Genomic DNA, 24577 nt, shown 5'->3' with positions numbered 1-24577 from the left:
ATGAAGAGAGCTTAGGCTACACAGCGTGCTAGGATCGTTCCGTGCGCAATTGCGGATGGAAACGTGACGCTCAACCTAGTCGGTCAAGCCAAGTCGAACATATTCGCCTTCGAAACCAGCGCTCTCGTCAAAGCCACTGGCTTCCGGGAATGCGACACGTGTTGGTGGTTGGGGCATCCAGGCTCCGAGAAAGAGCCCGAGTTCAATTTGATGGTGGTACAGGCGCTCGGCATGGGGCTCGGCTTCGATGACGACGGCGACCGCGATTGCGACGTCGATGGAGGCCGCGAGATTTTCGCAGACAAGTTTGGCGTCATGCTGGCGCGGAACATCTCCGCGCTGGATCCGAAATCTACGTTCGTCATGGACGTGACGCCGACGGGGCTTTTCATGACGGACCCGGCTCTCGCGCAAAATAATTCCATGAGCGACTACTGGAGGACCGGGCACTCCTGCATCAAAAGGCGTGCTGCCGAGCTCCATGCCATGGCCCTGCGCCGCAATCCAGAAGTCGGCGCCTACAGCCAAACATTCTGAGAGGAACTGGACCATGCCGGGCCGGATCGTATGTTTTGTCATGAGCGGGGGCGTTGGTTCACGGCTATGGCCGCTCTCGCGCGAAGACAATCCCAAGCAATTCCACGACATTTCCGGCGACGGATCCATGCTTGCGAAGACCGTTCGGCCTCAAGGCCCGGTCCGAAGGTGAGACCCCAATCTACCTGATAGCGTCCGAGCGGCATGCCGATCGCGTCATCTCCGACATCAGTCCACTCGGATAGGACGGCGGCAGACCGATTTTCGAGCCAGTTGGCCGCAACACCGCCGCGGCAGTCGCCATAGCAACCCTGCAGACGATCTTCGAGCATGGCTCCGACGCGCTTGTGCTCGTGGTCCCCTCCGATCATGAGATATCAACCGAGGCGCAATTCTGGGAAACCGTCGAGATGGGCCGGCCTGTGGCCGAGTCAGGACGCCTTGTCATATTCGGCATCAAGCCGACACATCCGGAAACCGGGTACGGCTACATCGAGGTTGCGGCAAATGCTGACGGCGTGGCCGCCGTTGCGCGCTTTGTCGAGAAGCCCGATGCCGAGACAGCTCGCCAATATGCGTCTTCGGGGAGGTTCTATTGGAACGCCGGCCTGTTCCTGTTTCGAGCGGACACGATGCGCAGGCATTTCTTGAGTTCCGGCCAGATATCTGGGACAGCGCCGAACGGGCCTATAAGACCGCACGGGACGACGTTTCAGGCATCTACCTACCACGGAGCTTCTACTCAGCTGTCCCGTCGAGTTCGATCGACTACGCCGTCATGGAGCGTGCCCACGACATCGCGATGGTTACGGCCTCCTTCCGCTGGAATGATCTTGGATCGTGGCAATCGCTGCTCGAAGCCAGCCCTGTCGACAGCGACGGCAACGTTGTGATGGGAGATGTCGTCGCGATGGACTGCAGCAGGTCCTACCTTCGAAGCCAGGGCAGGCTGCTGACCGTCGTCGGAATGAAGGATGTGGCGGTGGTGGCAACACCGGACGCGGTATTTGTTGCCCCCGTCAGCCACAGCCAGAACGTCAAGAAGGTTGTCGAGCAGTTGGAGAAGAGCGGACGACTCGAAACCAAGTTCACGGCGTCGGAAGACCGGGTCATCGTCAGTGGGTCATGGCGCAAGCGCGTCGAGCACTGGCTTTTCGACGAAACACTGCCGGTATGGTCCACTGCAGGGGTCGACGATGTGTATGGCGGATTTCATGAGTCGCTCGGTTTTGATGCGAGGCCGCTACGCAAGCCCAAACGCATGCGGACAATGGCACGTCAGATCTACGCTTTCGCGGTGGCCAAGGAACGCGGTTGGCCTGGGCCCGCCGACAAACTTCTCAACCACGGGATCGACTTCATCGCGAAATGCGGTCGTACCGACCGTGGCGGCTGGGTACGCACCCTAAAATGCGACGGCGGCGTGGCTGATCCGGCGGAGGATGCCTACGACCAAGCCTGTGTGCTGCTGGCGCTTGCCCATGCTCATCGATGCGGCCACCAGGATGCCCTACGGCTTGCACAAGAGACATTTCATTTCATCGACACGCATCTCGAGGATGCCAGCCTGAACGGCTTCCTCGAGAGCCCCGTCTGGAGCGGGGTGCGGCTCTCGAACCCTCACATGCACATGCTGGAATCCTTCCTTGCCTGGCATGGCGTCACGGGCGACCGCGCATACCTGCGTCGCGCGGCACGCGTCATCGATCTCTTTCGATGCCATTTCTTCGACCAGGAGAGCTGGACACTTGGAGAACGCTTCGACGTCGATTGGCTGCCGTTGCCGGGAGACGAGGGACAGTGGACCGAACCAGGCCACCATTTCGAATGGGCCTTCCTCCTCGTCGATTTCGCGCGGGCGAGCGGCCAGAAGGACTTAGTTGCGTTTGCGAGAAAGCTCTATTCGTCGGCGGTTGCCAGCGGTTTGAACCGGGCCACGGGTCTGGCCTATGCAGCCGTCTCGCGCCACGGACTGCCCCTCGACCGTCTTTCGCGAAGCTGGCCGCAGTGCGAGGCGATCAAGGCGGCAGTTGCGCTTGATGGTATTGGCGGGCCTGACTTGAAACCCGAGATCGAAGCGCGCGTTGCCCGGCTCTTCAGATGGCATATCGATCCCGCACCACTTGGCTTATGGATCGACAGGATTGATGAGCGCGGAAGGTCAGTAGCGACGGAGGTCCCCGCGAGCATCTTCTACCATCTGGTCACAGCTTTGATGCAGTACCTGGACAAGACCGGGGGACAGGTCGAGGCTTTCCCGCTGCCAGTTTCGGAAACCGGTAAGTCCTCTCTTAGGCAGGTCTACGCCTGACTTGACGGTCCCTCGTCAGGCGGAATGCAGTGCAAGCTCGCTGGGCTGCCGAAGGGCTTCACGCTGCTCGGACTGAAAAGGTCGTTTGGCGCCTATCTTCGTCGAAGTCGAGCCTTCGACCAGCGGCTCATGTATGTATTAGACAGATTGGCAGGCGTAGGCTTCTGCCTCCAGCGCTCAAGCTTTTCGTGCCTGGTCGCCCCTGCTGAGATCCTTCGGGCGCTCATTTTCCGGCGTCACCCCGACGCCATGCGTTGTAAACATTAGCAAATGCTGATACATGGGTGACGGAGCCGGCTGGCTCACAACGGCAGGCTCAAGGCCCGGCAGTCATACCCGCACACCCAAACGGCAAGATTGTCGGGCCGCTTACGGACAAGTCATCCAACGCTTGCGCTGCTCCGGCGTCATAGCGCGGTTTGTAAGCTGAAGATTCCGATCGTCACAGCCGGTCGGTCTGACATTCGCTGCAAAGGATGATCTTGAGCAAGTCCCATGAAGGCATGGCTGGTCTGGCCCGAACCGGCGCACTGGCTCGCCTGCGCGTTGGGTCAGACAGGAATGACGCTCCGATGCTGCAGCGAATTTCATCGCCGACCATTGGTACCCTCCTCTCCGCCCCTATCGAACTCGCCGGCGACTGGGGCCGCATGATCCCTCGTTCCGCCGATTAGATCCTTGAGCGCATGCGCCATGCATGTCTTGACGGTGTCCGCCTCGTCTCCGATCGTCAACCGACAAAGCTCCGCGTCGAGGAGCATACCGCCGGTCCGCCCTCCATATGGCTACATCCTGATGGGAACAGCATGGCATGGATCATCGTCGACATCGGCGAGCGGGACTGGTCGAAGCTTGCCTACCAGTTCGGCCATGAACTCAGCCATGTGACAGCCAACAACTGGCAGGCGGACGCCAAGCCGGCACCTCCTTGCCAGTGGCTCAAGGAGGCGATGGTGGAGGCCTTCTCGCCGCGTGGTCTGGGACTTTTTGCAAAAAGCTGGAAGACGGACCTGCCCTTTGCCGGCGACAACGCTTTCGGCGACGCCATTGCCGGATATCGCGAGGATATCATCATACGCTATAGCAGGCTCGCCGACAGCCAGGGGCTCGCCCGCGATTCTGCAGCATGGTTCTCCGACAACCGCAGCGCCGTTCGCCCAAGCCAGTCCCTGACCATTCTTGCCCAGTACCATCAGGCTCCGGACAGTGTCGAGGCGCTTGGCGCATTCAACTGCTGGCCAGAGCGCACAGCTGTTCCAGCCAGCCAATATCTCCAACGCTGGAAAGCGAGCTGTGCCGAGTTGCGCGCCTCGACGCAACGGCGGTCAGCTGACTGGCCGCGGCGGCGACATCATCATCGACGATCCCCTGAAGGCGGAGGATGCACATTCCGAAACGGCGCGCAACAAGTGCGCTGAATGGGTCCGAACGACTTTGATGTCGCGCTTCGACAACCCGGCCACCGGCGCCGTTATCCTTGTCATGCAGCGTCTCCATGTCGACGATCTGGCGGGTGTCCTTTTGGAGGCGGGCGGCTGGGATCACCTCAATCTCTCCGCAATTGCCGACGAGGACGCCCGAATTCCAATGAGCGCAAGTCGCTGGCAGGAGCGCAAGATCGGTGACCTGCTCCATCCCGCTCGGCTCGGAATGCCTGAGCTTGACAGGCTTAAGCGCGATCTCGGGTCGCTCACCTTTTCCGCCCAATACCAGCAGTCCCCTGCCCCGGCGGATGGCAACCTCGTCAAACGCGCTTGGTTTCGCTACTACGACCTGGCTCAGTTCGATCGTCGTTCAATGACGATCGTGCAGAGCTGGGATACCGCTCTGAAGGGCGACCCGAGTTGCGACTATTCGGTCGGCTCGACCTGGGCGAAAGACGATACCAAGTACTACCTCCTTGACCTCGTCCGTATTCGAGCGTCTTACCCCGACCTCGTCAAGGTCGTCCGCCAATCCATCGATGAGCACAACCCGGACATCGTCCTGATCGAAGATGCAGGCTCAGGTTCGAGCCTGATCGCGGATCTGGATAGCCAAGCCATCGCCACCACCCCGGTAAAAGCTCGGATCGACAAAGAGGCCCGTTTGATCCGCGCAGCAGCGATGATTGAAAATGGCAGCGTCTACCTGCCGAAAGACGCGCACTGGAAGGACAACTTTATCCTTGAGGTGCTTGCCTTTCCGAACGGCAGGCACGACGACCAGGTCGACTCCATGTCCCAGGCCTTGATCTGGATGAAAGACGACAAGCCGACGGGTGGGTTCTACATCGGGAAGTGCTAGCCGGCCCGTCGAGCGATCGATGTCTGCAAAGGGGCCGAAAGCGGATGGTCAGCTTATGGCGTCGCCCGTCGAATGCGGACAAAAGTGGCCCTTTTTGTAATGAAAAGCCCACCACCGGAGCACAGTGGTGGGCCTGACATGGCACTAGGAATGGAGAGCCGATCTGAGGGACGTTGGATCGGCCGCCCGACACCGAACTACGAGATGCGCCTCGTGTTCCAGCCTAATCGCCCTCGGGCTGCTACGGTGCTGTCGATTTCCTTCTCGACACGTTGTTCTGGTTTGAATACCGGGCGACCCTAGTACATGGCAATCGCCCTTCTGGTGAGCACTGCTTGGCGCCTGGCGGACGGCTGTGCGCTGAGGCGGAGGCAGTTCGGACGACACAGCTCGACTAATGGCCGGCTAGGCCCCGGTACGTGGCGGCACCCGATCAAGAAGAGTAATGTCCTCCGAGCCTGCAGCGGGCATTTCGCCATTCGGAGTCAACTTGTTGATCGCCTCAGGCAAATCACGCGTTATCCTGGCGATCAGTTCATCCCGGGACAAGCCCGTCTGCATTGAAAGCGAAGTCAGCGTTTCATCGTCGATCGCCGTCTCGACCTCTTTCGGCTCGATGGGTTGGTTCGGGCCGGGGCTGACCCAGGAATCCACCTTAGACCCGGCTCCCGCATTCCTGAATCGCTCGACGATATCGCCTAGCGCTGTCCCGGAAACGCCTTTGGATAGTTGGTCCAGTATGCCGCCCTGCGGATTGTTCGGATCGCGACTCCCGCGCAGCAATTCCCCGATCTTGTCGCGATTTTGGTAGGCGAGCACGCCTAATATGGCCACAGCCAATCTGCCCAGATTTGCCATTGATCATCCTCCCAGCAATCACAGGGAAGCAGTTGTGGGCGGAAAGGTTCCGTAGCGGACGAAAAGTAGCCGGCAGCGTGTTGGAGCAAGATCGGCGGCATATCAGCTTCATTAGACAGAAGGCTACGCAGCCAATTGCCTATGATTGAGCCGCTGCCCCGGATATATCGTTCTACACAATCCTCAATTGGTGGACTCCCGCGATATATCGGCAGCTAGTGTGTTCCGCCGTCAGGCCAGAAGGAGGGCATGCCTGCGGAATCCGGGAGGAAACGATGACTGCAAAAAAAGAAGACTACCGCACGAACAGAGCTGACTATCTGCTTGCCGCGAAGAAAGGTCGAGCGACCGCTGATGATGATCGCAATGAGTCACTCGCAAGGGAGATGTGCCAAAAAGACTGGCGCTTAGCCGCGTTGGCCGCAAATCCCTGTAACAGCTTGCCGGAACCGAGGAAGCCAAGCCGCCCGCTTCTGTAAGAGCGGAAACTCGCCTATTTGGGTAAGGCGCCCAGCCCTTCCGCCGCTCCGGCGTCAGAGCATGGTTGTGAACTGCAAGTTCCGATCATCGCGGCCAGCGGCGCGGCATTCGTTGCAATAGTTGATCTTGAGCAGATCCCAATGAAGGCAGGGCTGGCCCGGCCCGAACCGCCTAGCCAATGAGGCGACGTTGAGTACCGCCCCATGGAACAATTTCTGGGCGCTCGGCATTGTTTGTCGAATTCAACGGAGGGCCAGCCAATGTCCATCATTGAAAGCATCACCGGCATCTTCTCATCGAAGGAAGAGCCGAAAAAGGGGCGTGCAAGAAAGGCTGCTGCGCCGAAGAATGCAGCTCCGAAGAAAGCCGCTGTTAAAGCGTCCGCTGCCAAGGAAGCCGGTGCCGCACCGGCGATGTCAGCCCACTCGAAAGACTCTGCCTCAAAGGGTAAGTCAGGGCAGCGCAAGGCGGCCGCCAAAAAGAATGCAGTCCACTGACGAAAGAACCCCGCGAAAGCGGGGTTTCTTTTACAGAACCGCCCGACGCCGGTTAACTCCCCAGGATCTCGGCCCGGCGCCTGCTTTCAGGAATTCACCCTACGAAGGCGCCGGCCGTTCTTAGCGGAGACGGCCAGAGGTCGGAAACGGCAGCTGCGTAGATAGCTCTAAGTTGCGGATTACTTCATGAGCGAAAAAGCCCGTTGCCAATGCCAAGGAGACGGGACAAGCCACCGAGCTCCAACAAGGAAGGGACCACGTGTCCAAAAGCTTTTTCGTCGAAGAGATGGCCGGCGATTTGTCGACCGCAAGCGGCGAAATTACTGCGGAGACGCCTGAAGAGGCCGTCGCCCGCGTGATTAGCGACGCTGTTGTAACGGAAAATTGGGAAGCCGGCGCCGACGAGAAATGGGTCAGAGTGACAGATAGCGAGCGCGGTATAATCTATCGATTTCAAATCCCGCCTAAGACGGCTGACTAGCCGGGCCTGTTCCCTCAATCTGGGTTGCAGAGAGGTACCGCATCCCTGCAATCTCTTCAGGTATCCGTAAGCCGGAGGCCTCCCGACACAAAGTCGTTCGTGCCGCTTCTCTGGAGGCGCAGCGTCCGTCTCCTCCCCGAATGCAAGGACTTCGCTCCTGCCGTTGAACCTCCACGTCCCACGACCGTTGAGCGCGACCAAGACCTATCGCCAGGGAGTGCAAACGACCAAACCGATCGAGAGCTGGAACGATACGTACAAACCAGTTGAGCTTGCCCAGAAATACGGTCTAACAATCGGGCAGGCTAAGATCGTCATCAGTTCCAACGGCCCATCGAGACATGGCTGCGAAGTGGGAGCGGAGGCTTTCCGGAATGCTTTGAAGATGCGGACCGGGCGGAAACCTTCACGTCATCGCTCCGCCGGTCCAAATCCCCGGGCAGGTTGACCCAAACTCCATCAATCGGAGCGAATTGCTTCAAGCACGGCCTGATAAACGCTGCGGGTATCTTCCTCGATTTCGTTGCTGTTGATGCCGTCTGCCACCGCCTTCGCGGTGAGTGCCGCGGTCTGGCTAGTCATCTTCAGTGGCTCTCGGCCGCCGCCGGCGGCTACCTCGCCGGACGTTTGCGAACGAAATGGGTCAACACTCACACGGACGAGGTCTATTTCCGCGATACCGCACATGGCTTTTTGGCGTGGGCCTTGGCGACGCCCAATCACCAGCGCCAATGCGCCAATCAAGGCTGATGTTGCGCTGCCTTGTCGGCGACGGCCTTGGCTTTGTTTTTCGCGTCCTCGATGTTCCCCGAGACCGCATCAACACGCTTCGTGGCGCAGCCTCTTCGCCGATGCAAGGTCGCTCGGCACGTTGTGACGCCACTGTGAACGACGCTTCGGTGTTGCCACCCGTGAGCTTCGGCGGCAAGTCAGTGGAAGAGAAACCGGCCGGCGACTAGATCCGCGTCACCTTGTCGAGATGCAGTCGCAGCCTTTGGCCTTCAGCATAGTTCAGAGCATATTGCTCGCTCACAAAGGTGCGGGCGCTTTCTTTCCCGTCCTCCTGGACGAGGACGTGCCATTCCCCACAAACCTCGGTTATCGAGACGGAATTCACGGTGCAATGCTCTGCGCTATAGGGATTGAGCAACGGTCTCGTCTCAATCAGTAATTCGCGCGACCGCTCGATCGCTTCCTTCGAGCTTGCGATGAGTACGACGTCGAGCGCTGTTTGGTTTGGGCAAGTGGAGACTGGATCGGCCAACGAATTGCTCCCGGTCTGGGTTCAGACAAGAGCGCGGTCGGTGTGTCTCTCAGCCGCCGATGTCCACAAGGTCGTTACCGGCGATAGGTCACTTATGCGCCCGTGCCGCATCGCCACCAACCACATTTGATATGGCAGTAGTCGCACGTTCCATCACAAGAGCCCGTTCGCCTGGGGAGGGTCGAACGGGCTCCGGGGTCTGGGCCCCCGGCTGCGCTGGGACCTCGGCACGAGCTGCGCAGCGAAACACAACAAGGCGGCTGGCGGATTGTTCCATTAGCTGGCGCTTGCGAACCTATCTGCCGCTCCGGCATTGTAATGGCATGGCCAAGGGCAGCATAAAGGTCGGCGACGAGGTCGCCATAACGGCAACCGTGCGCAAGCGCGTGACAGAGGACAGGATCAGCGTTTTGATCCCGTCGTACCATCAACCACATTCGATCGTGGACACCACGCCTCACATCAGCAGCGGGCAGCAGATCGAGATTGTGGGAGAGGTCACACGCGTCGACGAGGACACGGTGACGATCGGCGGCAAGGATCTCGGGATAACGGTCAAGACGAACACTGTGCGGCTGGTGACGAGCCACGTTCCACCTATGAGGAAGGCACCCTCCGCTAACTAGGCAACTTAGTCGCCTGTGGAGCGCCGTTCGCCTAGGTCGGCTCGCGCGCTCGCACCTCTGAGCCGGAACAAGGCCTGGCGATCATCGTTGGAGCGGTGACCGAAACGGGGCGCTATGCATGAAAACCTACCAAGTCGAGGAGATGGCCGGCGAGACGCCGGTTTCCCGTAACACAGTCACCGCCAAGTCGCCGTGGGAGGCTGCGACCCTCAGTACCAAGAAAGAGGTCCAGGCGCGCAGAGAAGAACGGCTATGGGTTCGCGTTACCGAAGAAAGCGGCCGCGCGGTATACAAATACGCGTTCAAATAGCTGCCCTCGCCGGACCGGCGGAACGAGCAAAGGACAGGTGCGTTCCTCTTCATGGTTCTCGCCGACGAGATCGAAATGGTGAAAGGCCATGTGAGGCTGGGTGAGCAGCATCTGCTTCGTCAACACGAACTCATTGCCCAACTGGAGCGGGACAACCTGCCGACACGTCTAGCCATCGAATTGCTCCACCAATTAGAGGACATGCAAGCTCTGCACCGCCTGCATTTATCGCGGCTGCTGCGCATGGCTGTGGATAGTAAGCCCTCGTTCACCATATCAGGGCATCCAAATTAAAGGCGCAAACAGCGCGCCTAATCTGGACCTGCGTCAATTGAGACGCGCCCCACCCAAACGGCGGCCCGACGCTTTCAATCCGGGACCCCAACCAAAGTATGCGTCGGCCGCCAGATTTTTAGGCCTGGGATTTCGCGGGGGCGAGATCATGCAATGGCTGGAGCGAATGAAGGCGGCCATGTCCGCCAGAGAATTTCTGGTAGTGCCGCCCCGGGAAGCCCGCTACGAAAGCGCAGCCTATCGGGCTCAGATGGCGGCTGCTCTATCGGCCGCGATGCCCGACTCTACGTTTACCGTGACGCTTGAGCATCCGCAGCAGCAGGACGAGGAAGATACCTTTGTCGAGCCGAACGGCGTAGTGCTCAATCTGGAGCCGTTTCTACAGCGCGTTGCCGAAGCCCTGGCACCCTTCGTTGCCGACAAGACGCTCAACTAGACTAGCTGGCACCCCAGACACACGATGCCCGGCCTTCGGGGAGTCGGGGGGACTTCGGGCGGACAGGCCGGGCCCTTACCCCGATGAAGTGCGGGGCAGACTCGCATTATGCGCCAGCGTTGATCCCTCGACATTAACAATTTTAGGTATCGCTCACGAAAAGCCCGTCGCAGCTAATAAGCGTGAGCGACGGGCTTTCTGAATTCGTGGCTAACACCCCCGAGGGACCGACCACTGCCTGTAGAACTCGGTGTGATCGCATGTTGTTCCATTTTGCTACGCCATGCGCCCTCGGCGTGCTCCATCGCCTCAAAGATCAGCTCGGCAACGCTATCGACTTCTTCGTTAAATTTCCCTGGGTGAAATGCCTCCGCGTTCGGCCCCCTTCATCAATCAAGCCAGATCGCTCAATGCCACCGGATCATCCGAAATCGGTAGGTGTTCAGCCATCCATCGATATATGAATCGAGCCCCTCGCGTGCTCATCCGGCTATAAGCGAAATAAGCCTATCAGGTTCCGCTTTAGCGATGAGCCCGCATCGAGGGGAACGATGCGGGCTCTATGTCGGGTGATGCAAGCCCGACCGCGACGCCAGCACAGCCTAACCAAAAGATGCGTCGCCGTTATCCGAACCGCCGCCTGGCTGGAATGTTCCAGCAACAAAAAGCCCGCTGGCTGGGAGCTAGCGGGCTGTGCAATCTCCGTGGGTGGGCTGTCAGTCGGACAAGGACCGGCGGCCCCGATGGTCCAGCAACAATGGCTGTGAGCTTCGCCTTGCAACGAGCACAGGCGATCGCTGCGAAACAAAGCGATGGAGCGAGCGTTGTTCTGCTGTTCAACAAGGCTAGCGGCATGCCCACTTTTCATTTTTCCACGTCGACAACGGCGAATTCAACCCCGATGATGAAGGCGTCGATCTTCCCGATCTGGATGCCGCGCGCCTGGAAGCAGTGCGCGCGGCCGGCGAGATGATCAACGACAGCAAGCAGTCTTTTTGGGAGCATATGACCCCCTGGATCATGAACGTAACGGATGACCAAAATCGGCTTCTGTTCACTCTCCAGTTCGCTGCAAAGGTGCCATCTGGACAGGCCCTTTACATTCCGCGAGAGGGCGAAGCAAAAAACCCGCTGGCCGAAGCCAGCGGGTGAGAGGTGGTTGGTCTCGGACCCACCAGGACCGAGCGACCAATCATGTGCACGGGCCGCGCCTACAAATTTTTAGGGAAGGGCTTGCTTCAGGCGCAGCTCGTCGATCTCCCGCTTCAGGTCCTGGATGACGTCACGACGCGCGCCGAAGTCCTGACAGTTCGTCAATGCGGCAATTTGAAGTCCGCCGGTCGCCCGATTCCGCCGCATCCACTCGTTGTGCATCACGCCGGTCGGAAAGTAGCGCCTTCCGCCCCGTCTGCCGGGTTTCCGTGGCGTGCCACGATCCGTGCCGGACCTGGAACCAATCGCGCGCGCCCAAGTTAGGAAGAGCTTATCGGGGACTTCGCTATGCTCCTTGCCTTGGACGATGCGATCTCGTCGGCTGTTTTGGCCGGCCGAGGGGCAGATGTGGAAATCTTCGGCGTGGTCGACCTCACCAGCAAAATTGAAACGCGGATCAGCGCTTTAAGCTTGGGGCACGCCATCCAGTTCGTCGCCAACGCGTCGGTGCTCGGTTACGATGTTCGCGGTGCCATGGTCCATACGGGTTACCGGGCACGCCAAGCCTCAGGAAATGGGGCTGCGACCGCCTGTGGTCGCAATACGGTGGCGCCTTGCTCCAGCCTTGAATGCCGGACGCGGGCGCGCTGCAGTAAACTGGGATTGCCGATCCCACCGGCTAAACGCTAATCCTCGTACCTCCGTGCTGACGGCCGGCGCTCGTAGTCTACTGGGGCATTGCCAATATTCGAGCCTCTCCACGCCCGACCTCGCGTCCAAGCTTGAAAGCGGCATAGACTGCGCCGAGAGTTATCAGAAATCTGAGCATGATTGTTCTCCGTTCAGGGCAGAGCAGCCGGAGCAACTCCTGTTGGTTCCGGCAATCGTCCTCGAGTGGAACCCGCGCCCCTCGGCAAGGACGCGGGCCGGTGTCTCCACCAATCTGCGGTCGCTTGAGGGGACGATCGCAGACCTCTTTTCAACAAGCTGAATTACCGCTTGTTCCTTCATCAAAAGAAGAACCGCGACTGAAGCCCTCTCGTGAAGGTTCGAATTAGAGCGCCGGCTTCAGAGGGGTGAACAAGCTAGCGACCGGTGACGCCCTCGGCAGAGAGCGAAAACCAATCCCGCAGTCTTCGAGGTGTTTCGGTCCGGCTGCCGAGGAAGAGAACATACCTTTCCAAATCCAGAGCTTGGGTAGTTCCAGTCCGACGGACGCGCGTGCAATTCAAGAGACTCGTGGTGGCGTCGCGAGCGGCGTGCTTTCAGTGCCAGTGCGCTACATGCACACGCCGTCGGAAGTTCTTTGCCTCGACGACGTGCAAGCTACCGTCGATCTGGTTTGCGCCTACTGTCGACGATTGACGCCTGAGCTGGACTTCACGCCAGAATGAGGGGGTTCCCTTCCGCCATAGGCATGACCAGAAGGTCCCTTCACCTTTCAACAGTTCACTGGTCCCGATTGGCGCCGAGCTTGCTTCTGGAACAGATGACCGTTGACGGAGTTCGGTAGTGGGCAGCAGGCTCCAATCTGCCCAAGCGGCCCGCTGCTACTTCTCTTGGCTGAGGCATCACTAGCAGCGGCCACTCCGGCTAAACGCGACATGATTGATATGGGGAAGAAGGAAAAGCTTAGGGCCAAACATAGAGCTGAAAAGCCTTTAGAAAGCGCGCTCATCGCGGAAGCAGCCTACTACGCCCGCAGGTGCGGTATCACCATCCACGAAGCCGCTAAGATCATTCGACAAGCCACACACCGAACCAGATAGTTTCGCCGACCAGACGTCATGCTCAGACTAACCACCTCGAGTTACCGCCATCGTGCCACTGGCGACAACCATCCAGTTCACTTCGGCCTTCTTCATCTGCCCTCGAAGCTCCGGTTTCAGGCCCTTGTCGAGCATTGTGACAATCGAGCCTGGATCCTCGAGATGGCTGAGTCTCTTCGGTCGTTACGTCGAGCAACATGTTCTTGCGGCCGAGATCGTCTTCGCCCCGGCATTGGGTGAAATAGCGCATGCAGCAAGCTCGCCAACCGCGCCGCCGAACTGCTCCATTTTTTGACCTCCCGCCAGCAGCAACTTGACTGGATGCTGCACAAGCACGCTAGCGGAACAACAAGGGCCTGTGCTTGTTCGGCGGCGATGATCAATCCGGGCATCAATCGCTTTTGCGATGTCGCTGTTGTGGGGGGCGGTCCTGCCGGTCTTGCCGCGGCCGTCTATCTGTCTCGCTTCTTGCGATCCGTGCTGCTCTTCGACGCCGGCGACGGACGGGCGGAACTCATTCCCAAGACCCACAATTGCCCAGGCTTTCCCGATGGCGTTTCAGGCAAGGATCTGCTGGCCCGCTTGAGAGCGCAAGCGATGGCATACGGAACCGAAATAGTCGCGGCGGGCGTAAAGTCTCTGACAGCAAGACCCGGTGCTTTCGTTCTCGCAACGACTACCGGTCACGTTCATGCGTCCCGCGTTGTGCTCGCGACGGGCGTCGTCGATCGGGCCCCCGCTATGCATGGCCTGCGCAAGGCGATTGCGGCAGGGATTGTTCGGCTGTGTCCTGTTTGCGATGCCTATGAGGTTCAGGGACAGCGCATCGCGGTTGTTGGCCCCGAACGCTCGGCTCTTAAAGAGGCTCTGTACCTGCGGCACTACAGTCGGGACATTTGCATCATATGCAACTATCCCGAAGACGTTTCAGGGTCTACCCGTGCGAAGGCTGGCGCCGCCGGCATTGCGGTCCGGGACTTCGTGGACGATCTTGTTCCACGGAACTCCGGCCTCGATCTCGTCATGGCGGATGGATCGACGGAGCGGATCGACGTGCTTTATGCCGCCATGGGGTGCGACGTTCGATCGGAACTCGCCATGGAAGTTGGCGCGCACTGTGATGAGGACGGCTACATTCTCATTGGACCACACGCGCAAACCTCGATCGAGGGGGTCTACGCCGTCGGAGACGTGGCCAAAGCACTGAACCAGATAGCGGTGGGATTTGGTCAGGCGGCTTTGGCATCCACTCATATCCACAATGCCATGCTAGCGGAGCGAGCCGGCTCACGATGCGAGAAAGAGCCAGAAGCGCATCATCAGTCCCCAAATCCACGACCTGGCGGATGATAATAATCCACAGGTCAATTACCGGCTTTGATGCCTATCAGCCTTCGGTCACGCCCTCATCGCGGCCACCGACGTTTCACAATGGCCTTGAACGCGGAAACCGTACCTGCCACCGTTGATGCCATGCACCTTGTTCAAATTCTGCTCCCATGCATGGACAACCAAGGGCAGCCTTTCGGGCAGGAAGAATTCGAGAGGGTAAAGGAAGAGCTGGCTGGCCGTTTCGACGGCGTTACCGCTTTCCTCCAGGCTCCTGCGGATGGGCTGTGGAGAATGGGGGCCGAGGGTGTTCGAAATACCCCTGGGATATAGCGATGACGCGGATCGCGACGTTCAACGTCAATGGCGTCAATGGCCGCTTGCCGGTGCTGCTGAAGTGGCTTGGCGAGACTGCCTATGACGTGGTCTGCCTCCAGGAACTGAAAACGTCGGACGACAAATTTCCGATCGAGGCAATTCGAGATGCCGGCTTCGGCGCGATCTGGCACGGCCAGAAATCCTACAATGGCGTGGCAATCCTCGCGCGTGAACGGACCCGGTCGAGCGCCGCCGCGGCTTGCCGGGCGATCCCGATGATACGCATAGCCGCTATTTAGAGGCGGAGATCGACGACCTTGTCGTCGGCTGCATCTATCTCCCCAATGGCAATCCGGCGCCAGGCCCCAAGTTCGATTACAAGCTCCGCTGGTTCGAACGTCTCCTGACCTACATCAAATCCCTACTAGACGAGCACGCCGTTCTCTGTGGCGACTACAATGTCGTCCCCACCGAGATGGACGCTGTAGTGCCTGCGCGCTGGTTGGGCGATGCCGTCTTCTTCCTGGAAAGCCGGAGCGCCTACGCTCGCATGCTGGACCTGGGCTGGGTGGATGCGATTCTCCGGATCCACCCAGGCAAGGGCATATACACCTATTGGAACTTCTCCTATCGCGGCGGCTACGATCGCAGCTCCGGCCTGCGCATGGATCACTTGCTTGTAAGCCCATCGCTTGCGCAGACGATCCAAGCTGCAGGTGTCGATGTCGAGACCCGTGGGTGGGAAAAGCCCAGCGATCACGCTCCCGCCTGGATCGACGTCGACCGATGAAACCGCCGCGCTTGCCCCCCCTTCCGGCCTGGACCTTTGTGCTTGTTCAGCCCGCGCCGATAGATCACTGACCCGTCGTCCCGAGGTGCGTCGATTGACCGGTCAGACGCGCTCCCGATCGCCGGCACGATATTGTCGCGCTAGTCGAGCGTGCCGCGGGCGCGGCGTGATCGCCCTCAAGGCTCATCAAAGCAAAAATTCCACCAGAAGGTTCTTTCGCCCTGAGCCAAGAGCGGGTGACCATCCGCCATTCTATTTCCGCGAGGAACAATCACCGCGCCGCGATGTTAGGGAGCCTCAACCCTGGAGGCCCCCCATGTTCATGCACAACAAGCGACTGCAGTACACCGTCCGTGTCTCGGAACCCAATCCGCGTCTCGCCTGTATGATCATGGAACAGTTCGGAGGCGCCGATGGCGAGCTTGCCGCCGCCATGCGCTACTTCACCCAAGGGCTGGGCGAAGACGATGTCGGCCGCAAAGACATGTTGCTCGACATCGCAACCGAGGAATTGAGCCACCTGGAGGTCGTCGGCTCGATTGTCACCATGCTCAACAAAGGCCTGAAAGCACAGCTTGCCGAAGGGCAGATGAAGGAGGCAGAGCTCTACTTGATGGTTGGCGCCAGCGGCACGACGGCCAAGGAGTCCATCCTGTTCGGCGGCGCACCTGCGCTGTGCGACTCCGCTGGGGTGCCGTGGACTGCCGCCTATATCGATTCCCGCGGCGAGCCCACCGTCGACCTGCGGTCCAACATTGCGGCGGAGGCAAGGGCCAAGATCGTCTATGAGCGGCTGATCAACATCACCGATGATCCCGGCGTCAAGGACGCGCTAGGGTTCCTCATGACGCGCGAAATCGCGCATCAGAAATCGTTCGAGAAAGCGCTGTACGCGATCGAGAACAACTTCCCCACCGGCAAGCTCCCCGGCATCGAGAGATTTGCCAGCATGTACGTCAACACGTCGCAGGGCGAAGGGGACATAAACGGGCCGTGGAACTCGGGCGATGAATGGGACCGCGTGGACGACCTTGAGGAAGTCATGCCGGCGGACGATGGCGATGGGACGGCAACAGTCAAGCTGGCGGCCAAGGACATGAAGATCGTAGCCAAGATGGGCGAGCGCACGCTTTCTGACCCCTCCTCCGCTCCGACCACGGGCGCGGATCTAGGTGCCGGACCGGGGGCCGGACGAACCAAGAATGGCGACATGGGCGGCGCGGCGAGCATCAAAGAGGCGCCTGCGCGGGCAGAGGCCACCCCTCGCAAGAAAAGATGAAGTGGGCTGATTGGGCCCTGCCAATTTGACGAGGCCCGGTGCGTCCTTACGGGGTACACGAGATGCCAAAGGCGGGAGAGACAGCCCTCGCTGGCCGCAAGACACTGTCGTTGCGCGTCCGTATCGCGCAGAGTTCGGGAGCTCGTCAGAACAGCTCGATTGCGGGCCGTGTGATCATGAGCCAATAGATCGCGGCCACGCATGCGAATGCTGGAAACCCGAAAGCGAACCAAAGCCGAAAGAGCTGTTTGTAGCGCTCGGGCGGCGGGATGCCAGCGGATGCGGCTTGCGCAGCGAGATCCCGCATGCGCATCTGCATCCACACCACCGGTAACCAGAACAGCCCGGTGACGACGTAGAGCAGGATCGACAGCACGATCCAGCCCTCGCGGAGCGAGTAGCCAGACTGCCAGGCCAATGCGGCGCCGGTTATCGGTTGCGCGATGACGGCAGTGGCGGTGAACAGGAAATCGGCAATGACGACGATCCGGGCCACGGCGGCGATCGTGGCGGCGCTGCCGGTCCGGTGGGCGAGGAGCATGAAGAACGCAATGCCGGCACCGGTGCCGAGCAGCACGGCAGCGCCGATGAGGTGCAAATATTTCAGCGCAAAGTAGAGCATCAGCGTTCCTCCAGGATCGCCAGCGCGCAGAAGTGCAAGACGAGTATCGGCAGGATTTTCATCAGGGGGCCGAGGGGCTCGTTCCACAGGTCCGGGCGAAGAATTGTTCCAGCAATCGCATAGAAGGATGAAATCGAGATCGCCCCCCAGAGCCCTACCCGGCTGGCCGGACGCCATGCGATCATCGCGCCGACGACCATATCGGCCAACGCGCCTGCGACAACAGCCGGGCCGGCCAAGGGCTCGAAGGCGGTGTTGAGCAGAAGCTCCACTCCGCTGCGCCAACCGGTGGTGAGGGAGATGATACCGGTCGCGATCCAGAAGAACGGCAGAACCACGAAGATTGCCGGCTTCACGAAGTAGAGCCTGGCAAACCAGCGCTCTTGCACGGTGGGAGGGCTGGCGGCCAAGGCGGACGCGAGACTGGACGGCTGGAGCCCGGTTGCAAGCTTCCACGGCTCCAAAGCGCCGGTCGCACCGCGCGCGATTTCCTTGGCGGCGTTGGTGCGTATTGGAGGCCGCCAGCCGAGGAGGCCCGCCACGTCGCCGAGCCGGTAAAGCGTTGCGGCCATCCATCCGGGCAGGACAAACTCCTTCGCTCTGCCCCACCCAAACCATTGGCGGTACCGGGCGACGACTTCGCTCATCGTCAGTGCCTCGGGTCCTGCCAGTTCGAGCGTCAGGCGGAACGGGCCTTGCCTACCGAGCAGGATCGAAACAGTGGAGACCACATCGTCAAGTTGGACCACCTGCAGAAGCCCCGTGCCGGGCATTGCTGGAGCCAGCGGCAGGGCCGCGAGGCCTCGAAAAAGGGCGCTTGCGCCGAAGGCGGGCCGACCGAGCACCACCGAGGGCCGCAGGATCAACCAGTTGAGATCACGCTCCATCAACGCATGGTCCCCAGCCAGCTTGCTGGCCGAGAAAGCTGAAGGCTGTTCCCGGTCGACACCGACTGCAGAGAAATGGATAACCCTTCGTACGCCTGCGCGTTCGCAGGCAGCAAAGAGAGCCGAGGCGCCGGTAGCATGAACGTTGCGCGTATTCTCCCGAGCACTGTCCTGAAGCACGCCCGCGCAGTTCACGACAGCGTCGACCCCACGAAGGTGGGGGAGCCAGTCTTCCGCCTCCAATGCCCTCGCCATATCGATGACGACGCTCCGCCCCTGAAAAAGGCCATTTGGTGTGCGGCCACGGACAGCCCGGACGACTTCGTGCCCCTCCGCCGCAAGGCGCGCGCACAATGTCGAGCCAATCAGACCTGAAGCGCCAGTGATCAGAACGATCATCCTTGCTTGATCCATCGCGCTCTCTCCCGTCTCGACCACGTCGCATTCTCCCGGATCTCAGGCGGCGCGGCGATCGCCACTTCGCGAACCGCACTTTCTCAATCCTTCAACTTCGCCTTTCCAACCTGGGGCCTGTCCGTACGCAAAAGCAATCAGAACGTAGGGTTTCGTACGCTGAACCAGCGCACCCGAACTTGCGAACGCGACAAGCTGTTCCACTCGGCGGGTGGCCACTGCGAACCGGTCAGGGTAGTTCGCCTCCTGACTCCAGCGTCGGTGGGTCGCTTGGGTTCGCCTCGACGAGGGCAGCAAGGCGAGAGAGGAAACCGAGTAGCCCTTTTTCAGGATCATCGTCGTCGCCCGTGACCACTGTGATGCCCCAACGCGCCAGCACCGCCTCCTCGACCGGATCACGGTGCGCCATGAAAATGAAGGAGGGAGGCCGATCCGCCTCGTAGCCCGATCGGCTCCAAGTTTGCCAGAGCCGGTGCAGGAGCAACCGGATGTTCAGGTCGGAAAGGCTGTAGCCAAAGAACAAGACCGTGCTGCCCAAGGGGTCCGAACGGAACCTCACGTCGAGCGGCGAGTCGAATGACAGCCGGTCGAGGTAGTCAGTCTCTGTGAGAACCAGGGAGGAATCGTCATCGAAGTCGCCGTGGAATTTCACAATGTAGGGGACATCCCTGCGCGCCTTCGACACGTCCCGCGCATTGGCCACTTTGACGTATTCGACGCCATGTATCTCAAAGGCAACTTCGAGGTTCCGATCGTAGTTCGTGGTATAGATCACCGGGAAGTTCAGCGCGACGATGAGACGGTGCAATTCGGATTTTTCGATCTTGTCGCGGCTAACGGTCCAGTGCCGGTCCATCCAACTGCGAAGCGGTCCGATGCTGCCATGCTTGATGCGGTAATACTCGGCAAGGGTCTGAAAGCGATCACGCTGCCTGCCAAGGTCCACCTCAAGGCCAAGCTCATCCGCCATTCGCTGGATCAGTTCCTCCCAGGAAGGCAGTCCGACACTCATGGAGACGCCCGCCCCGACGAACAGGACGGCGTCCCGTTCTCGAACGGATTTTGCGAGCGGCACAAGAGGATCGCTCATTGCAGACCGAGGAGAGACGAGCGCTGCCCATCACCGAATCGGTGGCCGCCGCAGCAGCGGCGTCGACACCCTGCGCATGCTCCGCAATCATGTCCTGCCATCATCCCTCTTCTCGTTCGATACAAGTTTATCTGCCAAGCGGCCACGCGAGAGCTTCCCCCGACGCCGCTCATCGCTTGTTCCGGTGCTGTAATTGGCGATCGGCGGTAATGCGCTTTATCATCCTAGCTCTCGGAGCTTCCGAGCTTCATTGACGAGCACGGCAAGGTTGTCCCCATGCCTTTGAATCAGGTCCCGCGCCTGTTGCTCTGTGATGCCGTTCACTGCGGCGAAATAGGCGAGTTGGTCTACATCGCTTGTCGAAATGCGATTTGCATGTCGGACATCGTTGTCAGCGCTGTCACTTCCGAAATTAAATATATTCATACGGGGGCGCATGACGTCCTCGCATAGGCTTGGCGTCCAGGGCTGCTAGAGAATCGGGCTGCACACACAACAAACATGATCCCGGTTCGCCATCTGGGCTTGGGCCGCGAAATTCTGTTTGTTTGCCGCAAGCTCATAGCTGGCAGCTCTCCACTGCAACGCGACCGAACAACGGCCGAGAGACATTGTTCCAGTCGACGATCTTGTTTGATTGCCCGGCCTTGCCGAAACAGGCCCGCGAGCTTGTTAAGAGCCGGTCAGTCCACTTCGGAAGCACGCATACGCCGAAACTTGCCAAGCCATGGCGCCAATTGGCATCGCCTGGCTTACCTAATGAAGCCCAGAACACTCGTGAGCGCTTCACTCAATTGAGATGTCGCAACATGGATCCTGTGCAGCCATCTAACGCTAATTCTGGCGGGGCGGGTTGCTTTCTCCGCAATCGCAGCCTGGAGTGTTAGGACAACTAGATCGTCGACGGCCGCTTCCGAACCCCCTCGGTATAGAGCAGCCTGTTTGGGCAAGGAGCCAAGCAAACGAACAACGTTCAAGCGGGAATTTCACAGGGTGCCATGCTGGTGATCTTACCAGCTCAGGGAGAGGCCGCGATTGGCCTCGCCCTGTCGGACTGGAGACTATCTATCGACATCTCCCAGCACGATATCGATAGATCCCAGGACAGCCGTAACGTCGGCAAGCAAGTGACCGCGGCACAGCAGATCCATCGCCTGCAGGTGCGCGAAGCTCGGCGCTCGCAGCTTGCAGCGGTAAGGCTTGTTGGTGCCGTCCGCCACCAGATAGACCCCGAACTCGCCTTTGAGTGCTTCGACCGCTGCATAGACCTCCCCCGCGGGCACGCGAAAACCTTCCGTGTAGAGTTTGAAATGATGGATCAGCGCTTCCATCGAACGCTTCATCGCAGCACGCTTGGGCGGCACGATCTTTCGGTCCGGATTGGAGATGGGGCCAGGCCCCTCCTTCACCAGCAGTTCGATACACTGGCGCATTATTTTCGCCGACTGGCGCATCTCTTCCATGCGCACGAGATACCGGTCGTAGCAGTCGCCGTTCTTGCCCACCGGAATGTCGAAGTTCATTTCGGAGTAGCATTCATAAGGTTGTGCTTTGCGCAAATCCCACGCTGCGCCCGAGCCGCGCACCATCACGCCTGAGAAGCCCCATCCCCAGGCATCCTTTTCAGAGAAATACGGGATTGCCAACGTCGAGGAGCAGCATCGTCAGCGTTGCGCAGTCACGTTTCGGCCCAGACGCCCGGCCGTCTGCCATCATTCTGACGCATGGCCATTTCGATCATGTCGGCACCGTGCTGGAATTGGCCAAGATGTGGGACGTGCCGGTCTATGCCCACCCGGATGAGCATCCGTACCTCGACGGGACCGCATCTTATCCTCCACCCGATCCTTGGGTTGGTGGCGGCCTGATGGCGTTGCTTTCGCCACTTTTCCCGTGTGGCCCGATCGATCTCGATACCCGGCTTAGACCCTTGCCTGAGGATGCGTCGGTGCCAGGCATGCCGGGTTGGCAGTGGCTGCACACGCCCGGGCACGCCCCAGGTCACATCTCACTGTGGCGCGAAGCCGACCGTGCACTGATTGCCGGCGACGCCTTCATAACAACAGGCCAGGAATCGGCCTACGAAGTCGCCGTGCAGCAGCTCGAAATGCACGGCCCGCCACGCTATTTCACGCCCGACTGGGAAGCCGCCGAGGGCTCGGTCCGCGAACTGGCCGCTTTGAAACCGGAACTGGTGATCAGTGGCCATGGAGCCGCGGCGGCTGGCGCGGGAATGCGCCAGGGTCTCGATCGGCTCGCGGAGCGGTTCGACCAGTTCGCGGTGCCCGCAGGTTCGAAATATGTCCGCAAGCCAGCGACGGTTAGAAACGGCCGCGCCTACCAGATGCCGCACAGGACTGGCTGACAAAACCAGCATTGATACTCAGGGTTGCCCTCCAAAAGCCCGAACACAGCCGAGGAACCTTTCAGAGACCGCCGGTTTCTGCGCATCTCAGGGATCAGGTTTGCCGGAATACCATGCAGCGTAGCAAGCGCTCGGAACAGGTTGCAAGCGTTGTGAGACAGCAATTCACAAACGAAATAATGCGGCGCCACTTGCGCGCGCTCCCGGTTTTTCGCTCGGAGGGATGGCTACCCGACCACTTGCGTACAATCATGGATCGGCTCAAGGCAAGCGAGATGAAGAACCCTAGACGCTGATCATTCGCTTTCCTTGCGAATTGAAGTAGCGGACCTTGGCCCTCCACCCCGTTCAGACCTTGAAACTTGACCAGGCCAAGCAGCCGCCGACCAACGGCGATGTGCTGACGACAAGGGCACCGTTGGCATGCAGACTGAAGAGTCCTCCCCATGAGACCGGCCCAACGACCCATATAGATCCGTCAGAGCTGTTCCATCTTGTGCTCGTACCCGCTCTGAGAATCGCCTGCATCATGGAAGCCGGGTTCATCCCCTTCTGGAATACTACTATCACTTCGGAGTTCCGAGTGAAGCTTGGTCCCACCGCTGCCGCCAGCCCTGACAGTAAGACAATGCTCATCAGGGCGGCGCCCATGCCTCCACTGGCTGCTCCGCTCCGGCTCGGGAACGCCCAGGCGAGCAGCAAAGGCAAGAGGCCAAAGATAACGAGCCACCCGATGTCCCAGGCAAGCGGAGCATCACTATTGATCTTGATCCGATGCAGCCCGAGCAGCCAATGGAATACAACCGCGTCGGCAACGTGCCACATGCCAAACCCGACCAGCGAAAGCCGCAGAATCTCACTCGTCGTGACGACGCGTGAATTCGTTGCTCGAGCCGCCACCAGCAAGATGCTGGCCAATACAAGCAACAGGTACATCACCAGATGAAAAAGGCCGTCGCTCATTACCTGGAACCGCAGGTCGGATCCGGGAGAGAAGGCTGAAAGCAAGTGATGCCACTGCAAGATCTGGTGCAGCACAATGCCATCGAAAAAACCCGCCAGCGCGAAGCCGACCAGCAGCCAACCGCAAAGCGCTTGGCGATTCACATCATGACGCGAGCGATTAACGGCATCATGGACTGACATCAGGTCCCCGCACGTCCGTGCCGCGGATCGGCACATATGGTCCCTTCTCAGCAGGGCCATGAAGGCCATGACGGGCCTCCAGCCAGAACACGAAAATCAATCCCCCGGCGATCGCCAAAAGCACCAGTAGGGCTGCAAACATCTCCAACATAGGCGTCGCTCCAGTCGGAACCGAACAGACCGTTCGTTCGGTTGTTCCAGCGGCCGAAAAATTTACCCTCCGTCAGCCGGGAACAATGCTCCGATTGCCCGGTTCGGTGCGCTTGGCGCGTGCACAACTCGCTGCCAGTCATCCGGCTGAAGATCGAGAGTTGCCATGTCCCCCACCGAGACAAGTGCAGAACTTCATTCTGGAGTCCGCCATCCCACCGGAGCCGCGCGCTGGCTGTTCTCGACCAATCACAAAGACATCGGAACGATGTATCTTGTCTTTGCGATCATCGCGGGCATCGTTGGAATGCTCCTATCGGTGGCGATGCGAATGGAGCTACAGGAGCCCGGAATTCAGATTTTCCCAGGCTTGGCTTCATTCATCTACGGTTATCAGGGCGATTCGGCGATCGACGGCGCCAAGCAACTCTACAACGTGTTCACCACTGCCCATGCGCTGATCATGATCTTTTTCGCCGTCATGCCAGGGCTGATCGGGGGCTTCGGAAACTGGATGATCCCGTTGATGATCGGCGCGCCCGATATGGCGTTCCCGCGGATGAACAACGTTTCGTTCTGGCTTCTTCCACCGGCCTTCCTCCTGCTCCTGCTCTCCATTTTCATGCCCAGTGTGCCTGGCGGCTTCGGCGCTGGAACCGGCTGGTTTCTCTACCCGACCCTGTCAACGTCGGGGCACCCGGGGCCTGCCGTCGACCTTGTTATATTGGCCCTGCACATCGCTGGCGCGTCCTCGATTCTAGGCGCCATCAACTTCATCACCACGATTTTCAATATGCGCGCTCCTGGCATGACGCTGCACAAGATGCCCCTGTTTGCCTGGTCGGTTTTGATTACCGGCTTCCTGCTGCTACTCGCTCTACCAGTG

Annotated in this window: 22 protein-coding genes and 5 pseudogenes; 18 read left to right on the top strand and 9 right to left on the bottom strand. The window is 59.8% G+C overall.

Annotated features, from left to right (window positions below):
* Positions 1-231: 231 nt before the first annotated feature.
* From EOA24_RS42775 to terL, 4 genes and pseudogenes are all read left to right on the top strand, one after another.
* Positions 232-492: pseudogene (locus EOA24_RS42775) on the top strand (phosphomannomutase/phosphoglucomutase); the annotation flags it as partial.
* A 58-nt stretch (positions 493-550) separates the two neighbouring features.
* Positions 551-2848, top strand: a pseudogene (locus EOA24_RS02495) (AGE family epimerase/isomerase).
* An 806-nt stretch (positions 2849-3654) separates the two neighbouring features.
* Positions 3655-4266, top strand: a complete 612-nt coding sequence (locus EOA24_RS02490; protein ID WP_189343273.1) for a hypothetical protein — start codon at positions 3655-3657, stop codon at positions 4264-4266.
* Positions 4267-4285: 19 nt separating this feature from the next.
* Complete coding sequence (terL, locus tag EOA24_RS02485) at positions 4286-5134, top strand: phage terminase large subunit (RefSeq protein WP_126079497.1); 849 nt, start codon at positions 4286-4288, stop codon at positions 5132-5134.
* Between the two features lie 405 nt (positions 5135-5539).
* Here terL and EOA24_RS02480 read toward each other — a convergent pair whose 3' ends face one another.
* Positions 5540-5992 (bottom strand): YidB family protein, encoded by a 453-nt coding sequence (locus EOA24_RS02480; protein WP_126079498.1) that lies wholly within the window; start codon positions 5990-5992, stop codon positions 5540-5542.
* A 740-nt stretch (positions 5993-6732) separates the two neighbouring features.
* Between EOA24_RS02480 and EOA24_RS02470 the strand changes: the two genes are divergently transcribed.
* Both EOA24_RS02470 and EOA24_RS02465 read left to right on the top strand, forming a co-directional pair.
* A complete protein-coding gene (locus tag EOA24_RS02470) occupies positions 6733-6969 on the top strand; it encodes a hypothetical protein (protein WP_126079500.1) in 237 nt (78 codons plus the stop codon).
* Between the two features lie 259 nt (positions 6970-7228).
* Positions 7229-7450 carry a hypothetical protein gene (locus EOA24_RS02465; protein ID WP_126079501.1) on the top strand — a complete coding sequence of 74 codons (222 nt, stop codon included), beginning with the start codon at positions 7229-7231 and terminating at the stop codon, positions 7448-7450.
* A gap of 459 nt (positions 7451-7909) precedes the next feature.
* Here EOA24_RS02465 and EOA24_RS02460 read toward each other — a convergent pair whose 3' ends face one another.
* Both EOA24_RS02460 and EOA24_RS02455 read right to left on the bottom strand, forming a co-directional pair.
* On the bottom strand, positions 7910-8182 hold the full coding sequence (locus tag EOA24_RS02460; protein ID WP_126079502.1) for a DUF768 domain-containing protein: 273 nt from the start codon (positions 8180-8182) through the stop codon (positions 7910-7912).
* A 223-nt stretch (positions 8183-8405) separates the two neighbouring features.
* Positions 8406-8714, bottom strand: a complete 309-nt coding sequence (locus tag EOA24_RS02455) for a hypothetical protein (RefSeq protein ID WP_126079503.1) — start codon at positions 8712-8714, stop codon at positions 8406-8408.
* A 323-nt stretch (positions 8715-9037) separates the two neighbouring features.
* On the opposite strand from EOA24_RS02455, the gene EOA24_RS02450 reads away from it, so the two are divergent.
* From EOA24_RS02450 to EOA24_RS02420, 6 genes are all read left to right on the top strand, one after another.
* Entirely contained in the window at positions 9038-9340 is a 303-nt protein-coding gene (locus EOA24_RS02450) for a hypothetical protein (RefSeq protein WP_126079504.1), read from the top strand.
* Positions 9341-9458: 118 nt separating this feature from the next.
* Entirely contained in the window at positions 9459-9650 is a 192-nt protein-coding gene (locus EOA24_RS02445) for a hypothetical protein (RefSeq protein ID WP_126079505.1), read from the top strand.
* Positions 9651-9701: 51 nt separating this feature from the next.
* Positions 9702-9944 carry a hypothetical protein gene (locus tag EOA24_RS02440; protein WP_126079506.1) on the top strand — a complete coding sequence of 81 codons (243 nt, stop codon included), beginning with the start codon at positions 9702-9704 and terminating at the stop codon, positions 9942-9944.
* A gap of 148 nt (positions 9945-10092) precedes the next feature.
* Complete coding sequence (locus tag EOA24_RS02435) at positions 10093-10380, top strand: hypothetical protein (RefSeq protein WP_126079507.1); 288 nt, start codon at positions 10093-10095, stop codon at positions 10378-10380.
* A 757-nt stretch (positions 10381-11137) separates the two neighbouring features.
* Positions 11138-11353 (top strand): hypothetical protein, encoded by a 216-nt coding sequence (locus EOA24_RS02425; RefSeq protein WP_127386116.1) that lies wholly within the window; start codon positions 11138-11140, stop codon positions 11351-11353.
* A complete protein-coding gene (locus EOA24_RS02420) occupies positions 11350-11532 on the top strand; it encodes a hypothetical protein (protein ID WP_127386115.1) in 183 nt (60 codons plus the stop codon). The genes EOA24_RS02425 and EOA24_RS02420 overlap by 4 nt, the downstream gene beginning before the upstream one ends.
* Positions 11533-11601: 69 nt before the next feature.
* Here EOA24_RS02420 and EOA24_RS41380 read toward each other — a convergent pair whose 3' ends face one another.
* Positions 11602-11754: a hypothetical protein gene (locus EOA24_RS41380; protein ID WP_189341885.1), complete on the bottom strand. Its 153-nt coding sequence runs from the start codon at positions 11752-11754 to the stop codon at positions 11602-11604.
* A gap of 126 nt (positions 11755-11880) precedes the next feature.
* On the opposite strand from EOA24_RS41380, the gene EOA24_RS02415 reads away from it, so the two are divergent.
* The 4 genes and pseudogenes from EOA24_RS02415 to EOA24_RS02380 all read left to right on the top strand — a co-directional run bounded on the left by EOA24_RS02415 (position 11881) and on the right by EOA24_RS02380 (position 17017).
* Positions 11881-12222: a hypothetical protein gene (locus EOA24_RS02415; protein WP_245467263.1), complete on the top strand. Its 342-nt coding sequence runs from the start codon at positions 11881-11883 to the stop codon at positions 12220-12222.
* A 1400-nt stretch (positions 12223-13622) separates the two neighbouring features.
* The gene (locus EOA24_RS02395; protein WP_245463172.1) at positions 13623-14651 is read left to right on the top strand and encodes an NAD(P)/FAD-dependent oxidoreductase; all 1029 of its coding nucleotides are present in this window, start codon (positions 13623-13625) and stop codon (positions 14649-14651) included.
* A gap of 314 nt (positions 14652-14965) precedes the next feature.
* A pseudogene (xth, locus tag EOA24_RS02385) lies at positions 14966-15738 on the top strand (exodeoxyribonuclease III).
* Positions 15739-16054: 316 nt separating this feature from the next.
* Positions 16055-17017: a manganese catalase family protein gene (locus tag EOA24_RS02380; protein WP_126079512.1), complete on the top strand. Its 963-nt coding sequence runs from the start codon at positions 16055-16057 to the stop codon at positions 17015-17017.
* Between the two features lie 145 nt (positions 17018-17162).
* Here EOA24_RS02380 and EOA24_RS02375 read toward each other — a convergent pair whose 3' ends face one another.
* From EOA24_RS02375 to EOA24_RS02355, 4 genes and pseudogenes are all read right to left on the bottom strand, one after another.
* Positions 17163-17639 carry a DUF2269 family protein gene (locus tag EOA24_RS02375; RefSeq protein WP_126079513.1) on the bottom strand — a complete coding sequence of 159 codons (477 nt, stop codon included), beginning with the start codon at positions 17637-17639 and terminating at the stop codon, positions 17163-17165.
* The gene (locus EOA24_RS02370) at positions 17639-18925 is read right to left on the bottom strand and encodes an SDR family oxidoreductase (RefSeq protein WP_126079514.1); all 1287 of its coding nucleotides are present in this window, start codon (positions 18923-18925) and stop codon (positions 17639-17641) included. Before EOA24_RS02370 ends, EOA24_RS02375 begins: the two co-directional genes overlap by 1 nt.
* Positions 18926-19169: 244 nt before the next feature.
* Positions 19170-20030 (bottom strand): SIR2 family protein, encoded by an 861-nt coding sequence (locus EOA24_RS02365; protein WP_126079515.1) that lies wholly within the window; start codon positions 20028-20030, stop codon positions 19170-19172.
* Between the two features lie 1061 nt (positions 20031-21091).
* Positions 21092-21652: pseudogene (locus EOA24_RS02355) on the bottom strand (NADH-quinone oxidoreductase subunit D); the annotation flags it as partial.
* An 8-nt stretch (positions 21653-21660) separates the two neighbouring features.
* Between EOA24_RS02355 and EOA24_RS02350 the strand changes: the two are divergent.
* A pseudogene (locus tag EOA24_RS02350) lies at positions 21661-22395 on the top strand (MBL fold metallo-hydrolase); the annotation flags it as partial.
* A 348-nt stretch (positions 22396-22743) separates the two neighbouring features.
* Here EOA24_RS02350 and EOA24_RS02345 read toward each other — a convergent pair.
* The gene (locus EOA24_RS02345; RefSeq protein WP_245467264.1) at positions 22744-23610 is read right to left on the bottom strand and encodes a DUF2243 domain-containing protein; all 867 of its coding nucleotides are present in this window, start codon (positions 23608-23610) and stop codon (positions 22744-22746) included.
* A gap of 247 nt (positions 23611-23857) precedes the next feature.
* On the opposite strand from EOA24_RS02345, the gene EOA24_RS02340 reads away from it, so the two are divergent.
* Positions 23858-24577 (top strand): cbb3-type cytochrome c oxidase subunit I (locus tag EOA24_RS02340; protein ID WP_189353824.1); only part of this gene is annotated, 720 nt, incomplete at its 3' end.

Origin of the sequence: Mesorhizobium sp. M2A.F.Ca.ET.039.01.1.1, from assembly GCF_003998035.1 — a bacterium.
Taxonomy (GTDB): domain Bacteria; phylum Pseudomonadota; class Alphaproteobacteria; order Rhizobiales; family Rhizobiaceae; genus Mesorhizobium.
Note: the sequence above shows the minus strand (reverse complement) of the source record. Positions and strands in the feature narration are given on the sequence as shown.

What these genes read in the sequence shown, in the direction of transcription:
- EOA24_RS02395 (WP_245463172.1), top strand. Translation starts at nt 13,623, where the DNA reads ATGCTGCACAAGCACGCTAGCGGAACAACAAGGGCCTGTGCTTGTTCG.
- EOA24_RS02365 (WP_126079515.1), bottom strand. Translation starts at nt 20,030, where the DNA reads ATGAGCGATCCTCTTGTGCCGCTCGCAAAATCCGTTCGAGAACGGGAC.
- EOA24_RS02440 (WP_126079506.1), top strand. Translation starts at nt 9,702, where the DNA reads ATGGTTCTCGCCGACGAGATCGAAATGGTGAAAGGCCATGTGAGGCTG.
- EOA24_RS02370 (WP_126079514.1), bottom strand. Translation starts at nt 18,925, where the DNA reads ATGATCGTTCTGATCACTGGCGCTTCAGGTCTGATTGGCTCGACATTG.
- EOA24_RS02425 (WP_127386116.1), top strand. Translation starts at nt 11,138, where the DNA reads ATGGCTGTGAGCTTCGCCTTGCAACGAGCACAGGCGATCGCTGCGAAA.
- EOA24_RS02470 (WP_126079500.1), top strand. Translation starts at nt 6,733, where the DNA reads ATGTCCATCATTGAAAGCATCACCGGCATCTTCTCATCGAAGGAAGAG.
- EOA24_RS02435 (WP_126079507.1), top strand. Translation starts at nt 10,093, where the DNA reads ATGCAATGGCTGGAGCGAATGAAGGCGGCCATGTCCGCCAGAGAATTT.
- EOA24_RS02345 (WP_245467264.1), bottom strand. Translation starts at nt 23,610, where the DNA reads ATGGCCTTCATGGCCCTGCTGAGAAGGGACCATATGTGCCGATCCGCG.
- EOA24_RS02490 (WP_189343273.1), top strand. Translation starts at nt 3,655, where the DNA reads ATGGCATGGATCATCGTCGACATCGGCGAGCGGGACTGGTCGAAGCTT.
- EOA24_RS02420 (WP_127386115.1), top strand. Translation starts at nt 11,350, where the DNA reads ATGATCAACGACAGCAAGCAGTCTTTTTGGGAGCATATGACCCCCTGG.
- EOA24_RS02480 (WP_126079498.1), bottom strand. Translation starts at nt 5,992, where the DNA reads ATGGCAAATCTGGGCAGATTGGCTGTGGCCATATTAGGCGTGCTCGCC.
- EOA24_RS02380 (WP_126079512.1), top strand. Translation starts at nt 16,055, where the DNA reads ATGTTCATGCACAACAAGCGACTGCAGTACACCGTCCGTGTCTCGGAA.
- EOA24_RS02375 (WP_126079513.1), bottom strand. Translation starts at nt 17,639, where the DNA reads ATGCTCTACTTTGCGCTGAAATATTTGCACCTCATCGGCGCTGCCGTG.
- EOA24_RS02450 (WP_126079504.1), top strand. Translation starts at nt 9,038, where the DNA reads ATGGCCAAGGGCAGCATAAAGGTCGGCGACGAGGTCGCCATAACGGCA.
- terL (WP_126079497.1), top strand. Translation starts at nt 4,286, where the DNA reads ATGTCGCGCTTCGACAACCCGGCCACCGGCGCCGTTATCCTTGTCATG.
- EOA24_RS02445 (WP_126079505.1), top strand. Translation starts at nt 9,459, where the DNA reads ATGAAAACCTACCAAGTCGAGGAGATGGCCGGCGAGACGCCGGTTTCC.
- EOA24_RS41380 (WP_189341885.1), bottom strand. Translation starts at nt 11,754, where the DNA reads ATGCACAACGAGTGGATGCGGCGGAATCGGGCGACCGGCGGACTTCAA.
- EOA24_RS02415 (WP_245467263.1), top strand. Translation starts at nt 11,881, where the DNA reads ATGCTCCTTGCCTTGGACGATGCGATCTCGTCGGCTGTTTTGGCCGGC.